The following is a 23,068-nucleotide window of genomic DNA, read 5'->3' on the forward strand; positions in this document are numbered from 1 at the left end:
AAAAAGCCTCGCTTATACAGCGAGGCTTTTTCGTTTCTGCGCTGTAAAACACTCTCTTAGATCTTCTCCCATTCTCTAAACTGGCTATTAGTCTGGCTGGTGGCTTTTCGTGACTCACAACCAAATTTGTATGCAGTATTCAGCCGTGTCTCTTGTGATTTCTCCTTTGTTTTAGAGTGAATAAATATGCTGATTGTATAACTCGAACGTGATGCATTTTGGCTAGCTAAATTTGGTCATGCTTTATTAGCGATTTTTCTACCCTCCCTTGCAAATCTTTTCGGATAGTTTGCCTTTTTGTTACGCTTGTTAGTCACTCTTAATAAAACCATCGTGTAGAAAAATTACACTTTTCGGGAAAAATGAAGTGTTTTTTCAGTCTAATCGGGGTCTTATTCATGTTCATTTACACTTAATTGATCTTTTGTATGACAAAATAAAATCGAGATTGATTGGGGTCAAAGATTCGTCCGCATTCGCTATCTGCCTATCTGAAAGTTAATTACAAGTATTCATCGGTTCGGGTAGGTTATTTTTACTCGCTGGCAAAACACTGAATAGATTCTTGATAAATATTCAAAATGAAAATAAACGGTGCGACGGTGACTAGCGAGGTGATTTAACTCAATTCTATTCAGCGAATGCTTTTTATCAGTTTGAAATTGTACTGATGTCGCTTGAATGCTTTTTGGAGACCCCCATGACTAAAAAGTGGTTTACTGAGTCGGTTGAAGAAACACTGACTCAATTTAACGTATCAACTGAGCAAGGTTTGACTTCGGAAGAAGTAGAGCAGCGTCAGGCTGAACACGGCAAAAACGAGCTACAAGAGCAAGAAGGCAAATCTGCCCTTGAGCTATTCCTACACCAATTTAAGAACCCATTGATCTTCATTCTGGGTATTGGTGCGATTGTTTCCTTCTTTACTGGTCATCTTGTGGATGCGATTGCCATCACGGTGATCATCTTCATCAATGCCATCATCGCATTTTGGCAAGAGTTTAAAGCTCAGAAGGGCATGGAAGCGCTGCGCGAAATGGCAGCGCCAACCGCACAAGTTCGTCGTAATGGCGAATGGGTTGATGTGTTGGCACGAGACATTGTGCCGGGTGACATTCTAAAGATTAATACGGGCGATATCCTTGCTGCAGACGTGCGTATCATTGAAGCGAACCGTCTTGCAGTAGATGAAGCCGCGCTTACTGGTGAATCTGAGCCGGTTGATAAAATCGTTAAGGTGATTGAAGACGAAAGCGTCGGCCTTGGTGATCAGCGTAATATGGGCTTTATGACCACGATTGTGACCACTGGTACAGGCTTGGGTGTGGTTGTCAGCACCGGCATGAAGACAGAAGTTGGTCACATCGCGGACATGATGGCAAACACCGAAGAAACCAAAACGCCAATGCAAGAGCGTATGGATACCATCGCGAAAACCTTGATGGTTGCGGCTTTGGGTGTGGTGGCGGTGGTTTGTGGTATTGGCCTTTACCACGGAATGCCTTGGCAGGAGATCTTGAACACGGGTATTTCTCTATCGGTAGCAGCGATTCCAGAAGGTCTGCCAACAGTTATCTCAATTGTGTTGACGATGGGCTCAACGCGCATGGTGAAGAACAACGCATTGGCGAAACAGCTTTCTGCGATTGAGACGCTGGGTTCCACCACGGTTATCTGTTCAGATAAAACGGGTACGCTGACGCAGAACCAAATGCAGGTAATGAAAGCGTACGATGCAAGTGGTCGTTACTGGGAAGTGTCAGGCAAAGGCTTTAGCCCTGAAGGTGAATTCAAACCTCTAGGCCACACGGTTGATGCAAAGCAAAGCCCAGAGATGATGAAAGGCTTAGTGGTTGCGACCCTGTGTAATGATGCGGAGTACATCAAAAATGGTGATAACTCGTCTGTGCGTGGTAACCCAACCGAAGGCGCATTGATTGTTGCAGCGGCAAAAGCGGGTCTGGAGCAATCAGACATGCTATCGACAGGCGGTTACTCTATCGTTGAGAAGTTCCCGTTTGATTCTGCTCGTAAGATGGCGTCAGTGATTGTCAAAGGACCTGATGGTAAGCACTTCTTGGCGATTAAAGGTGCGCCAGATGTGGTGTTACGCAATGCCTCTGGTTTTATGGTTGATGGTGGTGAGCTACCAACAGCTCCAACCATGTCGACAGGTAGCCTTGCGTTAGCGGCAAGCCCAGCAGAAGAGGTGATTGCGAACTACGAAGCGGCAATTCAGGACTTTGCAGAGCAAGCGCTTCGCACTTTGGCAGTAGGTTATAAAGAGCTGACTGAAGATGATCTCAAGCGTGATCCTGCTGAGCTAGAGAAAGATGTGACCGTACTTGGTTTGTACGGAATCATGGACCCTCCACGTCCAGAAGTTCGCGACGCAGTAGAGAGCTGTTACAACGCAGGCGTTCGCACGGTGATGATCACTGGTGACCACGCACTTACTGCAGCGGCAATTGCACGTGAAATCGGCATTATCCGCAGTGAAAAAGACTTGGTCATTACGGGCGCACAACTGGATGAGATGGATGATGAGGCACTACGTAAAATATGTCCGGAAGTTGCCGTCTTTGCTCGTGTAACACCAGAACACAAGCTGCGCATTGTTCAGGCTCAGCAACACAACAATGAAGTGGCAGCGATGACAGGTGACGGCGTGAACGACGCGCCAGCTCTTCGTCGTGCGGACATCGGTGTTGCAATGGGTATCACCGGTACATCGGTAGCCAAAGACTCGGGCGATTTGATTCTACTGGATGACAATTTCAGCACGATCGTGAAAGCGGTGCGCCAAGGTCGTCAGATCTTCGATAACTTGCGTAAGTTTATTCGCCAAGCATTGACGGCGAACGTGGGCGAAGTATCGGTTATCTTTTTCGCCTTCTTGATGATGGGACCAGAAGCGATTCTGCCACTTACGCCGCTAATGATTCTATGGATTAACTTAGTCTCTGACGGTCTGCCTGCGCTGGCACTGGGTGTAGAACCTGAAGAGAAAGATTTGATGGAGCGTAAGCCGCGCAAGCGTAACGAAAGTTTCTTCAGCGATCATCTGGGTACACGTATTGTGACACGCGGTTTGGTATTGGGCGGTATGAGTTACTTGGCGTTCAACTGGGCACTGAGCAGTGGTCAAAGCGCGCAGTATGCACAAACGATGGCGTTCGCAATGCTGATTTTTGCTCAGCTATGGCACTTGTTCGATTCGCGCAGTTTTAGTTCGCTATACCGCAAGAACCCGTTCACCAACAAATACCTCTTGGGCGCAGTAGCATTATCGGCAACGCTGTCCCTTGGCGTGATTTACACCGGTGTTGGTCAGTTGATCTTTAACACAGAGGCACTAAGTGCTGGTCACCTATTTGGCGTGATTCTTGTGTCCTCGCTGCCGACGTTCATTCTGTCTGGCATTAAAGAGATGACGAAAACCAAAGTCGTTTAAGAATGGAGATGTCGATTCTTTCAGCATAGGGAAGTGACAGATGCCTAAAGCCCGCCGAGAGTGATAGCTTGGCGGGCTTTTCTTTTCTCTCAAGCAAGGCATCTCTTTAGCTGTGCGAAGGTTTACTCTATAATCCACCCGTTTTCATCTGGTACTTCACCAACTTTCATCTGGGATATTTTCATGATTTCAAAAAACCAACTAAAACTGCTGCGTGCTTTAGGTCAAAAGAAGCAGCGTAAAGCGCACGGCTTATTTCTGGTTCAAGGTGAAAAGAACGTACTGGAATTGGCGAACAGCTCGCTCACAGTAAAGCAGATTTTTGCGACGGCTGAGTTTCTGGATGAGCATCGTCAAGAACTCAACAGTTTCGAATGTATTGAAGCGTCACTAGATGACCTAACTAAAGCAAGTACGCTGGTGAGCAACAATGCAGCCATTGCTGTGGTTGAAATTCCAAACGTAATAGTGCCTCAGGCAAAAGGCTTGATGATTGCATTGGATGGCGTTTCTGATCCGGGCAACCTAGGTACGATCATTCGCGTGGCGGATTGGTACGGTATCAAGCACATCATCGCGAGCGCAGATTGTGCCGACCCATACAATCCAAAAACCATCAGTGCAACCATGGGCAGCTTTGGTCGCGTTCAAGTGAGCCTCGTGGATTTACCAAGTTACTTGGAAGAGGCAAACTTGCCAGTGTATGGCGCTTTCCTTGAAGGCGAGAGTGTGCACAAGACGGAATTCTCAGCAGAAGGTATTTTGTTGATGGGCAGCGAATCTCATGGTGTGCGTGAAGCGGCATCGAAGTTTGTGACCGACAAGATTACCATTCCAGCGTTTGGCGGTGCTGAGTCGCTAAACGTGGCAATGGCGACAGGTATTATTCTGGACAACATGCGTCGTCAACACAGCTAATCGCAGCAGCGAATCATAGATACAAAAAAAGCGTAACGAGCCAGACTTTTTCAAGTTGAGGTTCATTACGCTTTTTTCGTTTTAATGCGCTTATTTTTCTAGCATGTCCAATTTGTTTGGCACGCCGTTCCACTTTTCCGCTTCATCCATTGCTGGCTTGACTTCAGTTTGTACCGGCCAGATTTCTGCAAGTTCTGCGTTGAGCTCCTTGTAGATCACTTGATCTTCTGGCAGCTCGTCTTCTTGGAAGATAGCGGCTGCGGCACATTCGTCCACGCACAAGCCACAGTCGATGCACTCAATCGGGTTGATTACCATAAAGTTTGGGCCTTCGTGGAAGGCATCAGCAGGGCATACCGCGACACAGTCAGTGTATTTACATTGGATACAGTTATCGGTTACGACAAACGCCATGATAATCAGCTCTTAAGTTAGTCAAAATTGAAGAATGGGGATAATACTCATCCCAAGGCAAAATTCAACATTCGCTACGTTAATTCCGCCGCGCAACTTGGATTTAGTATGACAGACAAATCAATTTCTCGTAAAATGCGCGCCATTGTGAGCTGACTGCTTTTTCACCCTTGATATTAACGAGGAGAAAATAGCAGTTCTGGCTAAGACACCTACCATAACGAGACATCACATGATTCGTATTAATGAAATTAAACTTCCTCTTGATCATGAGGAAGGCGCGCTATTGGACGCGATTACTAAAAAGCTTGGCATTGCTGCTGAGAAAGTTATCTCTTTTAATGTCTTTAGACGCGGCTACGATGCTCGTAAGAAAACCAATATTCATCTTATCTACACGCTAGACATCATCGTTGAAGGTGATGAAGAAGCGTTGCTAGCGAAATTCGAAAAAGATCCGCACGTTCGCCAAACACCAGATATGGAATACAAGTTTGTTGCGAAAGCACCAGAGAACCTAACAGAGCGCCCAGTGGTGATCGGTTTTGGTCCTTGTGGTCTGTTTGCGGGCTTGGTTTTGGCTCAAATGGGCTTTAACCCAATCATCGTTGAGCGTGGTAAAGAAGTACGTGAGCGTACTAAAGACACGTTCGGCTTTTGGCGTAAGCGCACACTAAACCCGGAATCAAACGTGCAGTTTGGTGAGGGCGGCGCGGGTACTTTCTCTGATGGTAAGCTTTACAGCCAAGTGAAAGATCCAAATTTCTACGGTCGTAAAGTGATCACTGAGTTTGTTGCAGCTGGCGCACCAGAAGAAATTCTATACGTAAGTAAGCCGCACATCGGTACCTTTAAACTGGTAACTATGATCGAGAAGATGCGCGCGAAAATCATCGAACTAGGTGGTGAGATCCGCTTCAGCACTCGTGTTGATGATGTGCATATGGAAGATGGTCAAATCACAGGCGTAACGCTATCAAACGGTGAAGAGATCAAATCTCGTCACGTTGTTCTGGCAGTTGGTCACAGTGCTCGTGATACTTTCGAAATGCTGCATGACCGTGGCGTTTACATGGAAGCGAAGCCATTCTCTGTTGGTTTCCGTATTGAACATAAACAAGCGATGATCGACGAAGCTCGTTTTGGTCCAAGTGCAGGTCACCCAATTCTTGGTGCAGCGGACTACAAACTGGTTCACCATTGTAAGAATGGTCGTACGGTTTATAGCTTTTGTATGTGTCCTGGCGGTACTGTTGTTGCTGCAACTTCTGAAGAAGGTCGTGTAGTAACAAACGGTATGAGCCAATATTCACGTGCAGAGCGTAACGCGAACAGCGCAATCGTAGTGGGCATCTCTCCAGAAGTTGACTACCCGGGTGATCCTCTGGCGGGTATCCGTTTCCAACGTGAACTAGAATCGGGCGCTTACACACTCGGCGGTGAGAACTACGACGCACCAGCACAGAAAATTGGTGACTTCCTGAAAGGTCGCGATCCAAGTGCGTTGGGTGATGTTGAACCATCGTTTACACCTGGCATCAAACTGACTGATCTTTCTAAGGCGCTTCCACCGTTTGCAATCGAAGCGATTCGTGAAGCGATTCCAGCATTCGATCGTAAGATCAAAGGCTTTGCTTCTGAAGACGGTCTACTGACTGGTGTTGAGACGCGTACGTCTTCTCCAGTTTGCATCAAGCGTGGTAAAGACTTCCAAAGTATTAATCTGAAAGGTTTCTTCCCAGCGGGCGAAGGTGCAGGTTACGCGGGTGGTATTCTTTCTGCGGGTATTGATGGAATTAAAGTCGCCGAAGCGGTTGCTCGTGATATCGTTGAAACAATGCAAAATGCATAATTTCAGCAGATAATAGTTTGTCGAAAGCCAGCCCAATTTGAGGCTGGCTTTTTTGTGCGTGATGCATAGCTAATTAACCTAACCCCTTTTTCTTTTCCGAGTTTAAGCCTGTTTGTTTTCAGTTTGTTCCTTATTTCATCGCATTCTGTCAGATCTTTCCGTGCGGGTGGAGTACAACATAAATATGCAACTGATCTTTCATTGCTCTATCTTATGAATCTATTGTGACTGTGATTAATAGACAACGCCTATAAATAAAATTGCCATTTTCCATTTAGTAAAATCAAGAAATTAGACGACACTTATCTTAAAGGCAGCAAAAATGTGCCGCTAAGGAGATAAGAATGCACTCACTAAAAGTAAAAGATTACATGACGTTGCAAGCGGTGACTTTCACCAAAAACATGTCGCTCACAGCGGCTTTGGATAAGGTGATGCAAAGTGTTACTCTAGGTGGTCCCGTTATCGACGAAAACGAGAAAGTCATTGGATTCCTTTCTGAACAAGACCTTTTAGACAAACTCGTTAAAGCCAGTTACCACTGTCAGGATACCCACACAGTAGAAGAGTGCATGCACGAAGATGCACTGTCTGTGTCACCAGAAATGTCCATCATAGAACTAGCAGATATGATGAAGGTGGGGAAACCGAAAATGTACCCAGTGGTGGATGATAAAGATAAGCTCGTCGGTGTAATTACTCGCCGTGATGTATTGAGGGCTATCGGGAAGACGCTAAACGAATGTTTCAAACATCCTGTTTAAAGCCAAAATAATAAAAGTTCAGACAAAAGACGCCTCGGCGTCTTTTTGTCGTTGAGGAAGAATATGTCCACGCAAGACGCGAAGTTTGTCCAAGGTTCTACCATGCGCCACATCTTAGTGATGTCTGGCGCAGGTTCAGTTGGTTTGATGGCGTTGTTCGTCGTCGATTTACTCGATATGTTGTTTATCAGTATGTTGGGGCAAGTTGAATTAGCGGCTGCCGTTGGTTTTGCTGGGACATTGATCTTTTTCTCAACGTCAGCTTCGATTGGCACGTCAATCGCAATGGGAGCACTGGTCTCCAAGTCTATTGGTGCAAAGGACTTTGACCGAGCGAGGTTGATGAGCGGCAGTATCATGCTCACTGCCTTTATGATCAGCTTGGTTATCACTATTGGCATGTACATGCACATTCCCGAGCTCTTGGCTGCGATTGGTGCAGAGGGCGTTGCCGCTGAAAGAGCCGAAGCTTACCTTAATATTCTACTTCCAAGTGCTCCTATTCTCGCCTTAGGCATGTCAGCAGGCGCAGGTTTGCGTGCGGCGGGAGATGCTAAACGTTCCATGTGGGCCACCTTAGCGGGTGGCATTGTTAACGCTATTCTTGATCCTCTGTTTATTTTTGTCTTCAAATGGAATGTTGAAGGGGCTGCAGCTGCGTCGGTTATTGCTCGATTTACCGTATTGGCTTTCTCGCTCTATCCATTAGTGAAAGTGCACAAGTTGGTTTCATTCCCGGATTACAGCATCCTCAAAAACAACCTTAAGCCAATTCTAGCCATTGCTGTGCCCGCTATCATTACTAATACCGCAACCCCTATTGGGAACGCTATTGTAACGACGCACATTGCGCATTTTGGGGAAGACTTTGTGGCTGGTTTTGCCGTTATTGGACGTTTGACGCCAGTCTGTTTTGCTGTGATTTTTGCTTTATCAGGTGCGGTAGGGCCGATTATTGGACAAAACTTTGGTGCAGAGCGAATGGATCGCGTGAAAAAAACGCTGACGGACTCGTTGTTAGTCACCACGATTTATACACTTTCGGTGTGCGTTGTACTGTATCTATTGCAAGACTACATTGTTGCGATGTTTAGCCTTACTGGTGATGCTGCAATCATTGTAGTGGCCTTCTGCACTTATGTGGCAATCAGCTTTGTGTTCAATGGCACTCTGTTTGTGGCAAATACCTCGTTTAACAACCTTGGTAAGCCACTTTACTCGACAGCATTGAATTTAGGTAAAGCGACGATTGGTACCTTACCTTTTGTGTACTTTGGGGCGCAATGGTATGGCGCGCTTGGTGTGCTCTATGGACAAGCGGTCGGTACCATCGTGTTCGGCTTGCTGGCATTGGTTGTGCTAAATAAACACATTAAAGATCTGATGCAAAACTTTGGCGAAGACTTGGTGGAAGACGACCCTGCGATAACGTGCGTAAATACTCAGCCTTTCTGTTCTCACGATGCGGTTTTGATCGATGAAGTCGTCACCACCTTAGAAGAAGAAAAAGCGTAAATTTTAATAATTTCACATAAACACTCTTGACCTTGGAGTAAGCTCCAAGGTTTATTCTTTACGGTAGGTAAAGACTTATCACCAATAAGGAAAGTGAATTATGTGTAATAAACATCAAGGTTGCCAATCAGGCAAAATCAAATCTGCGGTGGCAATAGGTGCTACGGAGTCTTGTTCCGCACCAACAAAACCAACCTTAAATATCACTCAAGCCAGTGTTATGGCTTCAGAAGAGTCATGTTGCAGCAGCAGTGGTGGTTGTAGTAATGACCCTGCTGATGAAGAAGGCCCTGCCGAACCCATAGAAACCTCCATTCGCCATAGCTGGTTGGTGTCTGGCATGGATTGCCCTGCCTGTGCCCAAAAGCTTGAAAAAGCCGTTTCTTCTATAGACGGTGTACTCAAGGCCAAAGTCTTGTTTGCGACGGAAAAGCTGGTGGTTGATTTTGACAATCGCGCTCTTGCGCCTGTGATTGAACAAATCTCACAACAAACAGGATTCCCACTGTCTTCGACCGATGCTCCAAAGCCAAAAGCTGAGAAGAAGGGTTGGTTAGGTATCATCAAAGACAATGCTCAGATACTTTCTATTGCAGGTGCGATGGCATTTGCCGGTCTTATTTCGGACGTTAATCCGATGCTGAGCACGTGGTTGTTTACCTTGACCTGTTTGTTGGGTCTATACCCAGTGGCAATGAAAGCTTTCAAACTCGCACGCAGTGGAACGCCCTTTGCTATCGAGACGCTCATGAGTGTGGCGGCTTTAGGTGCGCTGTATCTTGGTGAAACCGCAGAAGCTGCGATGGTGCTATTGCTTTTCCTTATTGGTGAAAAGTTAGAAGCATATGCATCCTCCCGTGCTCGTAGCGGTGTTCAGGCTCTGATGGATTTAGTGCCAGAAAACACGACTTTGATTGTGAACGGAGAGCGTAAAGAAGTCCCTGCTTCTCAACTTCAGCCGGGTGACGTGATTGAAGTGGCACCGGGTGGTCGTATGCCTGCTGACGGTGTTCTTATCAATCAAGCCGCAAGCTTTGATGAAAGTGCTCTTACCGGTGAATCGCTACCAGTTGAACACATTGAAGGTGGGAAAATCATGGCTGGCGCTGTGGTTGTCGACAAAGTCGTGCAAATTCAAGTGACATCTCGCCAAGGTGAAAACGCGATTGACCGAATTCTTCATTTGATAGAAGAAGCGGAATCACGCAAAGCTCCACTAGAACGCTTCTTAGATAAGTTCAGCCGTTGGTACACTCCTTTGATGATGTTGGTGTCGCTACTTGTCATTATCACACCACCATTGCTGTTTGCTCAGCCTTGGGAGACATGGGTATACCGCGGTTTAGCATTGTTATTGATCGCATGTCCATGTGCTTTGGTTATCTCTACTCCTGCAGCGATTACCTCAGGTTTAGCCGCGGCAGCAAAACGAGGTGCCTTGATCAAAGGCGGTGCAGCGTTGGAACTGTTGGGACGTGTTGAATCTGTCGCGTTCGACAAAACAGGTACTTTGACACAAGGTAAACCGCAAGTGACTGACGTGGTTCCATTCGATGTAACAGAAGAGCAGCTATTAAGCTTAACGGCGTCGATTGAGATTGGCTCAAGTCACCCACTAGCGTTATCGCTGGTAAGTAAAGCGCAAGAGCAAGGCATCAATATTCCTGAAGCGGCAGATAAAACTGCGCAGGTTGGTTCAGGAGTGACAGGTGTGGTTGAAGGGAAGTTGGTTCAAGTCATCGCACCATCGAAAGCAGACTTCCCAATATCGCAACAGGTTGAGCAACAAGTGGTTGAGTTAGAAGGGCAGGGTAAAACGGTCGTTATTGCTCGTCATGATCATGAAGTCATTGGTTTGATCGCATGGCAAGACACGCTTCGCCAAGACGCCCAGCAAGCGGTTGCTGCACTTAAGAAACTTGGTATCTCATCAGTCATGTTAACCGGTGATAACCCACGTAGTGCAGAAGCTATTGCTAACCAGATTGGTCTTGATTACAAAGCCAGTCTGTTACCAGCGGATAAAGTGCACTATGTGGAAGAGATATCAGCGCAACACACTGTCGCGATGGTCGGAGATGGTATTAACGATGCACCAGCAATGAAAGCATCCAGCATTGGTATTGCCATGGGAGGCGGAACAGACGTTGCCTTAGAGACTGCAGATGCCGCGTTGACTCACAACCGCTTGGTGGAACTGCCAGCCATGATTGAGCTATCACGCGCAACATTAAATAACATTCGTCAGAACGTTGCTTTGGCTTTGGGTTTAAAAGGGGTGTTCTTAGTGACTAGTTTGTTAGGTATTACAGGCCTATGGGTTGCGGTACTTGCTGACAGTGGTGCTACGGCCTTGGTGACTCTAAATGCTTTGAGATTGCTTCGATTCGAGTCCAAACAAGTAAAGTAATTTCACGATCTAATCGATTAATTATTAGCCCGAGGTGGATTCGTCTCGGGCTTTTGTATTTGTATGATTGAAATCATTTTCCTGAATGATTTGATTGAAGAGTCACTGTTTATTATGCAACACAATAGCTTTATGGCTTTCAAAGTGTGATCAAAACCGTTTTTATTTGAAAGTGTAAGTTTATTACATTGTTTCATTGTGATTATGATCACTCTATGTTGGTAAAAGGTTCGCTACAGTGCATCTGTACCCAACAACTTACTAATGAGCTTATTGCTTACAAAATAAGCCACAACAAGGAGCGACTTATGTCTCAAGCTGTATTCCATTTAGGTGTTACTGAAGCGGATCTTAATGGTGCGACTCTAGCAATCATTCCAGGCGATCCTGCACGCGTACAAAAAATCGCAGAAGAAATGGAAAACCCAGTATTTCTAGCAAGTCACCGTGAATACACGCTATACCGTGCAGAGCTAGACGGTAAACCTGTTGTGGTTTGTTCTACAGGTATCGGTGGTCCATCTACGTCTATCGCAGTAGAAGAACTAGCTCAGCTTGGTGTTCGCACTTTCCTACGTGTTGGTACTACTGGTGCAATCCAGCCACACGTAAACGTAGGTGACATGATCGTTACGACAGGTTCTGTTCGTCTAGATGGCGCGAGCCTACACTTTGCTCCAATGGAGTTCCCAGCAGTAGCAGACTTCGAAATCGCAACAGCAATGAAAGCGGCTGTTGAAGAGTCTGGTGCAACCGTTCATATGGGTGTGACTGCTTCAAGTGACACTTTCTACCCTGGTCAAGAGCGTTACGACACGTTCTCTGGTCGTGTTGTTAAGCGTTTCCAAGGATCTATGCAAGAGTGGCAAGACATGGGCGTTCTGAACTTCGAAATGGAGTCAGCAACACTGCTAACCATGTGTGCAAGCTCTGGCTTGAAAGCAGGTTGTGTGGCGGGTGTTATCATCAACCGTACACAAAAAGAGATTCCAGATCATGCAACGCTGAAAGAAACGGAAGCTCGCTCAATTAAAGTTGTAGTAGAAGCAGCGCGTAAGATGCTTTAAGCACAACGGTTAGTTGGCATTTAAACAAACGGGAAAAACCAGAGGTTCGCCTCTGGTTTTTTCTATCTGGCAGTTTTGTCTGAGTATTCAAACAACAAATCTGACGCAATAAAAAAGCAGCTCGAGGCTGCTTTTTTTGATTTTTGATCTATATCGACGATTAGATTTCGTCAGAACCACCGGCGGCTTCAAACCAAGCACTTAGGTGAGTTTTGAGATCTTTCAGCTCGTCTGGGCCAATAAGAGCCAACCCTAAGTCCTCTGCACGTGTGATATCGTTATGACGCAGTGGGCGGAAGCTAACTAACATTGCTCGCGCTTGCAGACCACCTAGAAGGTCGCGCAATGACTCCAATTTGTACAAGGTATCATCGCCATCATCACGCATGCCTTTAGTTTTACATTCGATGATGTGTAGCTTGTTGTTCACCACAGTCGCCACATCAAGCTCGTTACGAACTTCGCTTTCGCCGAGTTTGCGATAAACCTGAACGTTCAACGATCGGTCTTGAATAGTCGGCATTGTGTCTTGGATTTGCTTCACAGTGCTGTGAACTAACGTTTCTAACCATTCACCATTTGAGAAGCGACGAGCATCTTCATCGATAAAGGTGAGAACCCCATTTTCATAGGTTGCAATTTCTGCTTCCACCAAATCAGTCAGAAGCATATTCAGTTCACGGTAGCCTTGCTGCTTCTCAGAAAGCTCTACATCTAACTTTTGTTCTTTACGACATGTCGTCGCAAGATAGTTAAGCGTCGCCAGTCCAGGACCAAGTTCTAGCGCATTAGAAGCCCAACGCTCACCCAGTTCATAAAGTTTTTGGTCTAGTTGAGGAGGCAGATCGACGTGGTGGAATTCACCGCGTGCACCGAAGATAGTCAGGTAATCAGAGATGGTGATGTGGTCTTCAACTTGCGTGTCTTCTTTACCATCAGGATACAGCCAGCAAAGTTTGTCGCTGTTTGGCTCAACGACAAAGATTGGCCAGCGGTACGTACGGAAAACTTCATACACAGAAAGCAGTCGGTGGCGAAGGCCGCAACTTGCATTCAGTTTTACTTCTTCACCTCTATCATGGAGGTCTTTTGCCAATTTATGGATCGATTGCTTAATAAGAGAAGTGTTTACAACAGAAGGAATTTCAAAAAATTCAGAAGTAATTTCTCGCTGCTCCAACACGGCACTCAGTCGCTCGTACATATCAGATTGGCTTTTGTCGCCGATGAAGACGATATGTGTGCTAACAGTGCGATTATCCAAAAGAGGAGTGACCAATCTCACTGGGTCTTGGTCGATAATACCAACATGAACAGCCATAGATTTTCCTTCTTATTTGGCTTGCTCGAAAAGAGAAAAGAAAAGGGATGAGCAAGCCATATTAACCATATGTAGACAAGGCTCATAAAAAACAAGGGCGACTTCAATAAAAAGTCGCCCTTATACAGTTGGTTGCAAAAAATCTGTTAACTGTCGATGCTGCTCTTATAGTTTAAATCGATGAACTAACTCGTTTTGCTGATGAGCCAGTTGGGTTAACGATTCGCTGGTCTGAGCGATGCTCGACATCGCATGGTAGCTTTCATCTGCGATACTGTTGATGTCTTCAATATTGCGTGCAATGTCAGCTGACGTCTCGCTTTGCTCTGCTGCCGCCTGAGAAATATGCGTACTCATTTGGCTGATTTCGATAATAAGCGCTTGGATTTCTTCCATTGAGCTATTGGCTTTCGATGCTTGCTCTACTGACATTTCCATGTCACTCATGCAACTTTGGATGACTTGGTTAGCGGATTGCGAACTTGATTGTAGGTTACTGATCATTGCCTCAATCTCAGTTGTCGATTGTGTGGTCTTGGAGGCAAGCACACGAACTTCATCTGCGACGACCGCAAAACCACGACCTTGTTCGCCGGCACGTGCAGCTTCAATTGCGGCATTTAGGGCAAGCAAGTTGGTCTGCTCGGCAATGTTACGAATCACATCCAGAATCGAGCCAATTTGACCACTCATCTTTTGCAGTTCAGAAACGGCAGACACCGATTCGTTCAAGCGTGTTTCAAGTTGGTTAATCGTCGAAATGTTGCTGTTCATGACATTTCGACCTTGGTCCGAGGCGGTTTCTACACGCTGAACCATTTCAAGTGAGCCTTGTGCACTTTGCGCTACTTCCTGCACCGAATGTGACATCTCTGTCATTGCGGTTGCGACGGTCGCGGTTTGCTCGCGCTGCGCATTCAATTTAGATTGCGCTTGAGAAGAAGTTTGTTCATTCGTTGATGCGGTAGATGCAAGGTTATCTGAGGCATCATTTAATTTCACAAGAATGTTGTGCAGGCTGTCTGCCAACGTATTAATGTGACCACTCACGCGGCTGAACTCGTTGTTGTAACGGTTATCGATGCGCTGCGTCATGTCACCTTCGGTCAAGCTTTCTAATACCTTCAAGATACGAGTCAATGGTTCACGTACACTTTGTGCAATGTGATAGCCGATAGCCGTCGCAAACAGAACCACAATCACTGCGATCACAATAGCTTTGGTTACACCAGCAGAATAGATGTCACCTGCATCGGTCAGAGACTCATTCAATTTGTCTGTCGCTGTTGTTGTAAATTGCTCCAGAATCGACATGCTTGAATCAACTTTAGTCGCTAGATTTGCGATATTGTTGTACAGCGCAGAACGAGCAGATAAGTAGTTGTTGTGTTGGTCTAATACACCACCACGCATGCCTACGTCTCGAGTAAATTGATCCACTGAATCACCAAAGGCTTTTTTAAGCTCAGGTAACTGAGTAACCAATCCACGAAATGCGTAATTCAGGTGCGTAACCGCTTTACGGTTTTTCGCAACGGCTTGAGTCACAAACTCTGGATTTGAGCTAGCCAATGCGTCCGATGTGATCACCTCTGCATCTTTTAGCTTAATGAAATAGCTTTTTGCCATCACTTTGACTGAGATGCTTGATTGATCGGCTACGTATTCTTTCAGACCAACGGAAAGTTCGGTGTTGAGCTTTTGGAAACGACGAGAAGACTTCTGCACTTCTTCTTGTGCCGCAAACATCGCTTCGTAGTTGTCCATTGCTTCCTTTGCTTCGGTAAAGTAGCTCTGCTCAAGTTCTTTAAGCTGAGAAAAAGGTTCTGCTAGGGAAGGGTAGATTTGGCTGGCCACTTCAAGTTGGCCTAATGTGCCTTCGAATCGTTGTTGAGATTTAGCAAACTCCTGACGCATTTCATCCATGCGCTGTTTATTCTCCGTGGTCAGGAAGTCTTTGAAAGATTTGTCCGCAGAAAGTAGCTCGACACTGGTTTGGTTGGATAGGGATACCAGTGGAAGTGATGATTTAGATACTGTCTCAAATTTGCCGTGAATATCATTCATGCCCCCCATCATAATGGCAATCGTGACCGCGAAAAGGACGATGATCAGCGCGAAGCCTGCATACATCCGTTTAATTACTGAACCTCGCATAAGTGAGCTTCCTCTCCCAAAAATAGACAACGTAAATAAGAATTGTCTTAAAAAAGTAACAAAATTCATCGGATTGTATTGAGTTTGCGACGCACGTTTTATGACGCACACGACAAAAAAAGCTTCAACGTCACGAGTTATATTGATAATGTTAAGTGAACACTGTTTTTTATTGAGCTCGCTTTTGGCTTAGCGCATACTAAATAGGTTACACACCTTATAAAATGGAGTACCCATGGCGGAAGAAACCATCTTTAGCAAAATTATTCGCAAAGAAATCCCAGCAGATGTCCTTTACCAAGATGAGCTAGTGACGGCATTTCGCGACATTAATCCGCGTGCGCCAAGCCACATCCTTATCATTCCAAACAAGCTAATCCCAACCACAAATGATGTGGAAGCGGATGATGAAGCAATGATGGGACGCATGTTCACCGTAGCGAAAAAACTAGCGAAAGAAGAAGGCATTGCAGAAGACGGTTACCGTTTAATCGTAAACTGTAACTCACATGGCGGTCAGGAAGTCTATCATATTCATATGCACCTAGTGGGCGGTCGTCCTTTAGGTCCTATGGTATTGAGCTAATCTTTAGAAGGAAGTGGATGAAGAACGTCATCCACTTCTTTATTCCTCGAACGACACATTTGTGGAGATAAATGTGAAACATGGTGTGAAGCTATTCGGATTAATTAGCTGGACCTTGCTCGCGACAGGGTGTGCGAATTTATCCGCTGGCAACCTGTTCAGTCATTACAGTGACCAAAATAAAGAAGTTTACCAAGCGGTCGTTGCAGGTGAATACGCGAAAGCTGAGCAACTTCAATCAAGCGATGTAGGTGGCGAGATACTTGGTAATTTCGAGCAAGGCCGAATCTCTTTTCTTGCAGCAGATTACCCAACCAGTTTGAGCTCGCTTGAAGACAGCGACCGTGCAGTACGTAAGCAACAAGACCGTGCCACGATTTCTGTCACGGAGACGGCGACCAACGTGGGTTCTTTAGCCGTTAACGACAATCTAAATGAATACCAACCAGCCGACTATGAACTCGGCTTTTTGCATTTGTATTTAGGCCTTAACTACTTACAGAAAAATGATCTTGAAGGAGCTTTGGTTGAAATGCGCCGAGCCAATCAAGTTCAGGAAGCTGCAAAGAAAGCTCGTGAAAAGGAACTAAAGCAGGCCGAAAAGGATCTTAAGAAGCAAGGTATGTCTGCCAACTTGGGTAGTGTACTTGCGAACTATCCGGATGCCGGTAAAAAGCTTAGCTCCGTACAAAACGGTTACTTGTTCTACCTTTCAGGTTTGCTTTATGAAGCGTCACGAGATTTGAACAGTGCGTACGTAGACTATCGTCGCGCGCTCGCTGTGATGCCAGATAACAAACAAGTGATTGAAAGTGCAATGTATGCCGCGAAAAAGCTCGGTATGCGTCAAGACCTTCGTATGCTGGAAAAACGTTACGGCAAAGCGCCTTCAGGACTGAGTAAGTCACAAGGCCGCGTGATCGTTATAGACGAGCAAGGCGTGGTGGAAGCACTGCAAGGTTGGCGCATTGATTTGCCGATTTATGATAGCCGAGGCGACGGTGCGATTTATTCGCTTGCGCTGCCTTACTACCCGAAACGTGGAACACAGCGTTTTGGAGATGTTGCGCTCAATGGCAACAAGCTACCTTCAAGCACACTGACTGATGTGAACGCGATGGCGCAAAACGATTTGCACGAACGTTTGACCACGATTGTGATTCGCCAAGCGATTCGTGTTTGGGCAAAAGACAGAATCCGAAAAGAAGCGGCAAAAGGCGATGATGTCGGCAACATTCTTTTCAATGTGTGGAATACATTAACCGAACAACCTGATACCAGAAGTTGGCAGACGCTACCAGGTACGGTGAAAACGGCTTCGAAAGTCGTGAAACCGGGGCTGCAGAGCTTAAACGTTGGCGATCAGGTGTATCAATTCGAAGTGCCAGCACAGCAAACCACGTTGGTGTGGGTTTCTCGACAGGGAACGCATTCAACGGTATGGCACAAACAATTAGGGAGATTGTAATGAAAGCATGGCTTATTGGCTTGGTAATGATCATCGGTTTAGCGGGGTGCGCTGATAATACCGCGGGTATCCGAATTGACGGCCAAACACAAAAAGTATTCTTCCACGATAACGTAATGGGCAGTCGTTTATTAGTCGATAATATTACGACGACTTACGTGGATGATCGTCCACGCGGTGTTGTACAACTAAGTAGCAACTACAAAGGTGACCAAGAAATCCTTTATCGTTTTTACTGGTATGACAATTCTGGGTTGGAAGTGAACACCAAGCCAGGCCCTTGGCGAAAAATGATCGTACGTGGATTTGAGCAAGTGACGCTGTCAGAAGTGACAGTGAATCCAAACGGTACCCAATTCCGTGTACAAATTCGCGAAGCACTAGATAACTAACCCACTTTTGGGTAAATAATTTTAGGCAGCTTGCTGCTTTTCCAAGGTGGAGACGCCTTGGGATGAAACACAAACTAAGGAACTCTCATGAAAAAAAGTATTATTGCTCTTTTAGGTCTTGCCGTCATTTTGGGTGGTTGTTCAAACAAAGTCTCTTACGGTGATGCGCAAGCGACTGAAACTACAACCATCGATTTCGGCTCGACGGATCTACAAAAAATTGCTGGTGAAATGGTAGACAGCATGATGATGTCAGGTTCAGTGGCAGCAATTACTCGTGACCAACGTCCTATCGTATTTGTTGAGCGCATCAAGAACAAAACAAGTGAGCACATCGATACGGAGTCTATCACCGACACTATTTCTACTAAGATGTTGAACTCAGGTAAGTTCCGTTTCGTGGATATGGATCGTGTTGAGTCAGTTCGTGAGCAACTAAACTTCCAAAATACGGATGAGCTAGTGAACCAAAGTACGGCAATTCAGTTCGGTAAAATGGTCGGTGCGCAATACATGCTTTACGGTAACCTTTCTAGCATCGTAAAAGATGCGGGTAGCGACAAAGACGTATATTACAAAATGACGATGCGTCTGATGGATCTAGAAACTGGCCTGATCGAATGGGCGGATGAAACGGAAATCCGTAAAGAGCAATCGAAGAGCCTATTTGGTCTTTAATTGATTCTATTTGGTCCTACGACCTTGAGTGGAGAAGTCATTAATGGCGTGGTTTTCTTGGCAACAAGCGAAACAATTAGACCCAAGTCTTAACACCCTTGATAGCTTCTTTGCTTCTCCACCAGTGAAGGTACAAACCGTCACTGGTGGGTTAACCAATCGCTGTTGGCGGTTGGAATCCTCAGAAGGCCTTGCTTACGTCTGGCGCCCGACCAGCAACGTGTGTAAGGCCTTTGCTATATCTCGTCATAACGAATATCAAGTGCTTAACGCGATTGCCCCTCTCAACCTAGGACCAAAGCCTGTCTTTGTGCATGAGCAAGGTTTGTTAGTGGAATGGGTGCCGGGTGAAACGCTGACGAAGCCAGGTATTGATATTGAAGAGCTATTGCCGATTGCTGCTAGGATTCATGAATATCCTGCAAAGGCGGTTCCTTTAGTACCGTTCTCGTATCTTTCGCGCATCGACCATTATTGGTTGGAACTGGCTGGCCAGTACGTCGGCACTGAGTACGAAGCGCTTTATCTAAAGTGGCGTTCTGAGCCAAGCGTGGCGCAAGTCCCTGCAGCGCTGTGTCATTTTGATCTTGGGTGTTACAACTTAGTTCGAGGCGAAGAGGGCGTGAAAGTGATCGATTGGGAGTATGCTGGCTTAGCGGACCCAAGGCTCGATTTAACCTTGATTCTGCAACTCGCCGACGTGCCTATTGAACAAGGTGTAGAACAGTATTGCCAAACTCGTGGCATTGAAGACGTCGCTTTATGGTTGGAAGGCGTGCGAGCGTGGATGCCAAGAACTCGAATGATGGCGATGCTTTGGTATTTATTGGCCTACAAATTATGGGATGATGAACAATACTTGAGCAGTGCATACGAGTTTAAAGACTTATTATGTATGGAAGATCACTGTTTTGAGAACTGATGGCTTTTTCCTCTTTAACCATAAGGAAATAGTGGTAGTTTAAAGTGAAAGTACCAGCAAGTCACAGGGAGAGGTACACATGATTATTTACTTGCACGGCTTTGATAGTACAAGCCCAGGTAACCACGAAAAAGTTCTGCAACTGCAATTCATCGATGATGACATTCGTTTCATCAACTACAGTACACTTCATCCAAAACACGATATGCAGCACCTGCTGAAAGAAGTGTCTAAGGTGATTGACCAATCTGACGATTCGAACCCATTAATCTGTGGTGTTGGTTTAGGTGCTTATTGGTCAGAGCGTATCGGTTTTCTCTGCGGCATTAAGCAAGTGATGTTCAACCCGAACTTGCATCCTGAGAAGACAATGGCAGGACGTATTGATCGTCCAGAAGAGTACGAAGACATTGCGACCAAGTGTGTTGAGGAGTTTCGTGCTAAGAACAAAGCGCGTTGTTTAGTGATTTTGTCGAAAGAAGATGAGATTCACGACAATGGAAAAACGGCGTCGGAATTAGAGAAACATTACGACATCATTTGGGATGAAACCCAAACGCATAAATTCAAGAAGATCTCTCACCACTTGCAGGCGATGAAGGCATTCAAGAACGCGTAACTTGCATAAAAACGAACAAACTGACTATGTTTAAACAGCACTTTTCGAAGTGCTGTTTTTGTTTTTGCAAGACGTAACTTGATAGCAATAATTCTGTAGATATTTACATTTTGTAGCGATTTATTATCTTGATTTATCGTTTTAACCTTTTGTGGCACGAAAACGATACCGTTAAACAGTTGAAAATTAGCCAATCCGTATTCCTAGCAAGGATTTTTGTTGCCATCAAAAGATTGCCCTATATAATGAACTTGGTAAAAATAATTTGATAAATATCAAAAAAAATTGAGAGCGAGTAAGAAACTTGCCCATTTTTTGTCTGAGATCGTATCTTTCAGACAAACGAGCAATGCCATATCAGCAAGTTAATCAAACACGCACATTAAAGATGGCATTGGATTTATCCAAAAAGTGAGCTCACCTCTAGAGACCAAAGAATTCATCGGTTGGATGCTTTACCACAGTAAGACTGTGAGTCAGAGCTTCGAGCTGAACCCATATATTCATTTTTGTAGAGGATAACATTGTGACACGCATTATCGTTGTAGGCGGCGGTGCTGGTGGCCTTGAATTGGCAACCAAGCTAGGTCGCACTCTTGGTCGTAAGAACCGTGCGCAAATTACACTGGTAGACCGTAAAGCGAGCCACTTGTGGAAACCGCTGTTGCATGAAGTAGCAACTGGTTCATTGGATGAAGGTGTGGACGCATTGAGTTACCGTGCTCACGCGAAAAACCACAGTTTTGACTTCCAAATGGGCAGCCTTCAAGACATCGACCGTGAACGTAAAGTGATCATTCTTAGTGAGCTTAAAGACGAACATGGCGAGCTTCTTATGCCAAGTCGCGAACTAGAGTACGACATTCTAGTGATGGCGATTGGCTCTACGTCTAATGACTTCAACACTCCCGGTGTTCGTGAAAATTGTATCTTCCTAGATAGTCCAGAACAGGCGCACCGTTTCCGTTCTGGCATGAACAATGAGTTCCTAAAACTGCACGCGAAAAATGGTAACGGTACCGTGGATATTGCGATTGTTGGTGCGGGTGCAACGGGTGTGGAGCTGTCAGCAGAACTGCACAACGCAGTGAAAGAGCTGCGTACTTACGGCTTTGGTGACTTAGACTCGAGCAAACTAAACGTGAACCTAGTGGAAGCAGGTGAGCGTATTCTTCCGGCATTGCCACCGCGTATTTCTTCTGCGGCGCACCAAGAGCTGGTTAAACTCGGTGTTAACGTGCGTACTGCTACTATGGTAACGCAAGCGGATAAAGACGGTTTAACCACTAAAGACGGCGAGAAAATTCCTGCGCAAATCATGGTGTGGGCAGCGGGTATTAAGGCCCCTGACTTTATCAAAGACATTGCCGGCCTAGAAACAAACCGTATCAACCAACTTGTGGTTAAAGGTACGCTTCAAACCACTCGTGACGATGACATCTTTGTTATTGGTGATTTGGCGCAATGTACTCAACCTGATGGTTCATTCGTACCGCCACGCGCTCAAGCAGCACACCAAATGGCAAGCCAAGCGTTCAGCAACATCGTCGCTAAGCTTAACGGTCGCGAACTGAAAGACTACGTTTACAAAGACCATGGTTCTTTGGTTTCGCTAAGCCGCTTCTCTACAGTTGGTAGCTTGATGGGGAACTTAACCAAAGGCTCTATGATGGTTGAAGGTCGTATCGCGCGTGTTGTATACATCTCGCTATACCGTATGCACCAAATGGCGTTGCATGGCGTAATTAAGACTGGCTTGATGATGCTGGTTGGCCGTATTAACCGCGTACTTCGTCCAAACTTGAAGCTACACTAATTTGATGACTTGGCTTTCTATTGCTGACTTGATAGAAAGACAAACAATCAAAACGAAAAGCCACCGTCTGTCGGTGGCTTTTTTGTTGTCTTAAAATCGAACACTTTCATTCGATTAATTACAAATCAGTGGGTAACAACGAATACACAACGCCATCTTTTGGTTTACCGTGGAAGATAAAACGATTTCTAGCAATGGCTTCTTTCTTCGCTCCGACTGATTCGATTAATGCTTGACTGGCAATGTTGTCTGGATCGCAGACGATCTCTACTCGCGTTAGGCTAAGCTTGGCGAAACAAAATTCAGCCAGTGCTCGAATTGCTTCTTGTGCATAGCCTTTTCGTTGGTATTTATCTGCAACCCAGTAGCCAATACTCGCCATGTTGAATGTATGGTAAAGCTCGTTTACAGCAGCCATTCCAAGTAAATTGTTGTATTCACGATCATAAATACCAAATCCAAACGCTTCCGTTTTTACCCAATTTAAGCGAGTGGCAAGAAGGAAGTCCTGCGCGTCTTTGAGTGTGACGTTTTCGTCACACCAATCTAACCATTGATGTAGGGAAGGGGATTCAACTAACAAGCGTTGTAGTGAGTGGGCTTGTTCTGAGGGAATAAGCTTGAGTGCCAAGCGCGAGGTGATGATTTCAAAATCTGGACTCATGAATAGATACGACTTCCTTGTTGGGCGCTAGATAAAACAAAGCGCAGCCAG

The 23,068-nt window shown here is 45.6% G+C and carries 18 protein-coding genes; 14 read left to right on the plus strand and 4 right to left on the minus strand.

Translation table 11 applies throughout. The features are described from left to right. Positions 1-700: 700 nt before the first annotated feature. Positions 701-3,454, plus strand: coding sequence for a cation-translocating P-type ATPase (locus OQJ86_RS00285; protein ID WP_265984978.1), 2,754 nt, complete (start codon positions 701-703; stop codon positions 3,452-3,454). Between the two features lie 183 nt (positions 3,455-3,637). After that, positions 3,638-4,372 (plus strand): RNA methyltransferase, encoded by a 735-nt coding sequence (locus tag OQJ86_RS00290; protein WP_265984980.1) that lies wholly within the window; start codon positions 3,638-3,640, stop codon positions 4,370-4,372. 90 nt (positions 4,373-4,462) lie between these two features. Here the strand turns inward: OQJ86_RS00290 and fdxA are convergent, their stop codons facing one another. After that, on the minus strand, positions 4,463-4,786 hold the full coding sequence (gene fdxA, locus OQJ86_RS00295; RefSeq protein ID WP_005431654.1) for a ferredoxin FdxA: 324 nt from the start codon (positions 4,784-4,786) through the stop codon (positions 4,463-4,465). A 232-nt stretch (positions 4,787-5,018) separates the two neighbouring features. Between fdxA and OQJ86_RS00300 the strand changes: the two genes are divergently transcribed. The 5 genes from OQJ86_RS00300 to udp all read left to right on the plus strand — a co-directional run bounded on the left by OQJ86_RS00300 (position 5,019) and on the right by udp (position 12,394). Next, the gene (locus OQJ86_RS00300; RefSeq protein WP_038866640.1) at positions 5,019-6,638 is read left to right on the plus strand and encodes an NAD(P)/FAD-dependent oxidoreductase; all 1,620 of its coding nucleotides are present in this window, start codon (positions 5,019-5,021) and stop codon (positions 6,636-6,638) included. A 344-nt stretch (positions 6,639-6,982) separates the two neighbouring features. After that, positions 6,983-7,402, plus strand: a complete 420-nt coding sequence (locus OQJ86_RS00305; RefSeq protein ID WP_038866642.1) for a CBS domain-containing protein — start codon at positions 6,983-6,985, stop codon at positions 7,400-7,402. Positions 7,403-7,465: 63 nt separating this feature from the next. Continuing rightward, positions 7,466-8,917 (plus strand): MATE family efflux transporter, encoded by a 1,452-nt coding sequence (locus OQJ86_RS00310; RefSeq protein ID WP_042602649.1) that lies wholly within the window; start codon positions 7,466-7,468, stop codon positions 8,915-8,917. A gap of 100 nt (positions 8,918-9,017) precedes the next feature. Further along, positions 9,018-11,327 (plus strand): zinc/cadmium/mercury/lead-transporting ATPase, encoded by a 2,310-nt coding sequence (locus OQJ86_RS00315; protein ID WP_265984987.1) that lies wholly within the window; start codon positions 9,018-9,020, stop codon positions 11,325-11,327. 308 nt (positions 11,328-11,635) lie between these two features. Beyond that, on the plus strand, positions 11,636-12,394 hold the full coding sequence (gene udp, locus OQJ86_RS00320) for a uridine phosphorylase (protein WP_038866646.1): 759 nt from the start codon (positions 11,636-11,638) through the stop codon (positions 12,392-12,394). Positions 12,395-12,554: 160 nt separating this feature from the next. Here the strand turns inward: udp and OQJ86_RS00325 are convergent, their stop codons facing one another. Beyond that, positions 12,555-13,715 carry a DUF1887 family protein gene (locus tag OQJ86_RS00325; protein ID WP_038866647.1) on the minus strand — a complete coding sequence of 387 codons (1,161 nt, stop codon included), beginning with the start codon at positions 13,713-13,715 and terminating at the stop codon, positions 12,555-12,557. Positions 13,716-13,880: 165 nt separating this feature from the next. Continuing rightward, positions 13,881-15,872, minus strand: a complete 1,992-nt coding sequence (locus tag OQJ86_RS00330; protein WP_039978186.1) for a methyl-accepting chemotaxis protein — start codon at positions 15,870-15,872, stop codon at positions 13,881-13,883. Positions 15,873-16,107: 235 nt separating this feature from the next. On the opposite strand from OQJ86_RS00330, the gene hinT reads away from it, so the two are divergent. From hinT to OQJ86_RS00365, 7 genes are all read left to right on the plus strand, one after another. Then, complete coding sequence (gene hinT / locus OQJ86_RS00335) at positions 16,108-16,458, plus strand: purine nucleoside phosphoramidase (protein ID WP_038875905.1); 351 nt, start codon at positions 16,108-16,110, stop codon at positions 16,456-16,458. Between the two features lie 73 nt (positions 16,459-16,531). Next, positions 16,532-17,926, plus strand: coding sequence for a COG3014 family protein (locus OQJ86_RS00340; protein ID WP_265984993.1), 1,395 nt, complete (start codon positions 16,532-16,534; stop codon positions 17,924-17,926). Then, a complete protein-coding gene (locus OQJ86_RS00345; RefSeq protein WP_038875910.1) occupies positions 17,926-18,318 on the plus strand; it encodes a YcfL family protein in 393 nt (130 codons plus the stop codon). Before OQJ86_RS00340 ends, OQJ86_RS00345 begins: the two co-directional genes overlap by 1 nt. Positions 18,319-18,405: 87 nt before the next feature. After that, positions 18,406-18,996: a penicillin-binding protein activator LpoB gene (lpoB, locus tag OQJ86_RS00350; RefSeq protein ID WP_038866656.1), complete on the plus strand. Its 591-nt coding sequence runs from the start codon at positions 18,406-18,408 to the stop codon at positions 18,994-18,996. Positions 18,997-19,039: 43 nt separating this feature from the next. Then, positions 19,040-19,918 (plus strand): thiamine kinase, encoded by an 879-nt coding sequence (gene thiK, locus OQJ86_RS00355; RefSeq protein WP_038875911.1) that lies wholly within the window; start codon positions 19,040-19,042, stop codon positions 19,916-19,918. 79 nt (positions 19,919-19,997) lie between these two features. Next, positions 19,998-20,537, plus strand: coding sequence for an alpha/beta hydrolase YcfP (gene ycfP / locus OQJ86_RS00360; RefSeq protein WP_038866663.1), 540 nt, complete (start codon positions 19,998-20,000; stop codon positions 20,535-20,537). A 526-nt stretch (positions 20,538-21,063) separates the two neighbouring features. Beyond that, entirely contained in the window at positions 21,064-22,353 is a 1,290-nt protein-coding gene (locus tag OQJ86_RS00365; RefSeq protein ID WP_038866664.1) for an NAD(P)/FAD-dependent oxidoreductase, read from the plus strand. Between the two features lie 118 nt (positions 22,354-22,471). Here OQJ86_RS00365 and OQJ86_RS00370 read toward each other — a convergent pair whose 3' ends face one another. Next, positions 22,472-23,017 carry a GNAT family N-acetyltransferase gene (locus OQJ86_RS00370; RefSeq protein WP_045408789.1) on the minus strand — a complete coding sequence of 182 codons (546 nt, stop codon included), beginning with the start codon at positions 23,015-23,017 and terminating at the stop codon, positions 22,472-22,474. Positions 23,018-23,068: the final 51 nt, after the last annotated feature.

It is taken from the genome of Vibrio sp. Sgm 5 (assembly GCF_026241575.1).
GTDB lineage: Bacteria > Pseudomonadota > Gammaproteobacteria > Enterobacterales > Vibrionaceae > Vibrio > Vibrio jasicida.